The organism is Mesorhizobium sp. M7A.F.Ca.MR.362.00.0.0 (genome assembly GCF_004023175.1).
Classification (GTDB): Bacteria; Pseudomonadota; Alphaproteobacteria; order Rhizobiales; family Rhizobiaceae; genus Mesorhizobium.
In genome coordinates, this window is record NZ_RZTF01000587.1 from 1 (window position 1) to 2,159 (window position 2,159).

The window sequence follows — 2,159 nt, forward strand, 5'->3', positions numbered from 1 at the left end:
CCGCACGCCGATGAACGGCGTGCTCGGCATGGCCGAGCTGCTGGCCAAATCGGACCTCGACCCGAAGCAGAAGACGTTTACCGACATCATCGTGAAATCGGGCAATGCGCTGCTCACCATCATCAACGACATCCTGGACTTCTCCAAGATCGATGCCGGTCAGCTGGTGCTCGATCCGGCGCCCTTCAATCTGGCCGAGGCGATCGAGGATGTGGCGACACTGGTGTCGACACGAGCCAAGGAAAAAGACCTCGAGCTGATCGTGCGTGTCGAACCTCGGCTCGAGAGCCTGTTCGTCGGCGATGTCGGCCGTATCAGACAGATCGTCACCAACCTGCTCGGCAACGCGGTGAAGTTCACCGATGAAGGCCATGTGCTGGTCGACGTCACCGGCGAGAGGGTTCCGACCGGAACGAAGCTGACGATCTCGGTCACCGATACCGGTATCGGTATCCCCGAGGAAAAACTGAAACTGGTGTTCGAGAAATTCAGCCAGGTCGACACCTCTTCGACGAGGCGGCACGAGGGAACCGGCCTCGGTCTTGCCATCACCTCGCGGCTCGTCGAGCTGATGGGCGGCGACATCGGGGTCGAAAGTGCGGAAGGCAAGGGCTCGACTTTCTGGTTCTCGGTGACGCTGCCGAGGGCCGGACAGCAGAACGGACAGCGCATCATGCCGATCGACGTGACCGGTGCGCGTGTGCTGATTGTCGACGACAATGCCGTCAATCGGGCCATCCTGACCGAACAGATGACATCGTGGACGTTCGATTCCTGCGCGGCCGAAAGCGGCGCCGAAGGCCTCAAGGTACTGATCGCCGCCGCTGCCTATGGTGTCCCGGTCGATTGCGTCGTGCTCGACTACCAGATGCCTGGAATGAGCGGCGCCGAAATGGCGCGGATCGTGCGCAGCACCGCCGGCCTTGCCGGCACGCCGATCATCATGCTGACCTCGGTCGACCAGTCGCTCGCCAACACCAGCTATCGCGATCTTGGCATCGATGCCCAGCTGATCAAGCCGGCGCGCTCCTCGGTGCTGCTGGAAACGCTGGTCGCCACCATCCAGCGGCATCGCCACAACACGAGCGGCAGCGACGCGCAGCCGCTCGCAGCCGACGTCGCTACGGGTTATGTGATGCGGTCGCAGCCCTCGGCACCGTCCGAACAGCGGGCGCTGCTGCAGCCGCCTTCGATTCGCCCCCGGCCACCGGTGGCGGCTGGCGGCGACAGGCTGGATATCCTGGTGGCCGAGGACAATGAGGTGAACCAGATGGTGTTCACCCAGATCCTCGGCGAGACCGGTTATGGTTTCGAGATCGTCGGCAATGGCCGCAAGGCGCTCGACGCCTTCGGCAGGCTCAACCCGTGCATGATCCTGATGGATGTCTCCATGCCGGAGATGAACGGTCTCGAAGCAACCGCCGCCATTCGCCGGCTGGAGGAAGAAACCGGCACGCATGTGCCGATCGTCGGCGTCACCGCGCATGCGCTGAAGGGCGACCGCGAGCGCTGCCTGGAGGCAGGCATGGACGACTATCTGCCCAAGCCGATCAGTCCCCGGGCGTTGCTCGAGAAGGTCGAGCGCTGGGTCGGCGCCAGCCTGCAGGCGCAGCGCAACGCCGGCTAAGGCCGGCTCTGCCCGAGTACCGGGAATACGGCGAAGATTCGCGCCCCTGTCAGCGGCCAAGACTATGGTGCGATCGCACCATATGAAAGGCGGCATCCAGCCGAGACAATGGCGACATTCGAATTCCGCTCTTCCCAGTTACGGGCGGGAGCAGCGACCGCCGGCATGAGACAGCGTCAACCTACCCCAACGGACCTGTTTTCGGCGATGGCCCGGCCACGACACCGTCTGGCTGAGAGCAACGCGCTCCCGTCCGGCTTTTCTTCATAAAGGCCGGCTGATCCCCAAATCGCCGGCCAGCCTCGACCGAATCGAGCAAGTCCCTGATTCCGGTGACAAAGCGGGGCTGCGTCGGGAGTGCCGGCCAGGCGGCATTCTGCTCATCCCGATGACGCGTTACCGGGGTGACATCAAACTGTCATGCGACTGTTATAATCGAAGGCTATTGGCCTCAGCGGGCGCCGACTGACGAGCGCCGAGAGACCATCTTCCGAACAGGAGCAGGCCACATGAAGAAATTCCTCTATACGGC

The 2,159-nt window shown here is 63.1% G+C and carries 1 protein-coding gene; it reads left to right on the forward strand.

Annotated features, from left to right (window positions below):
* Nucleotides 1–1,627 (forward strand): response regulator (locus EOC06_RS35575; RefSeq protein WP_128309999.1); only part of this gene is annotated, 1,627 nt, incomplete at its 5' end.
* Between the last annotated feature and the right edge of the window lie 532 nt (nucleotides 1,628–2,159).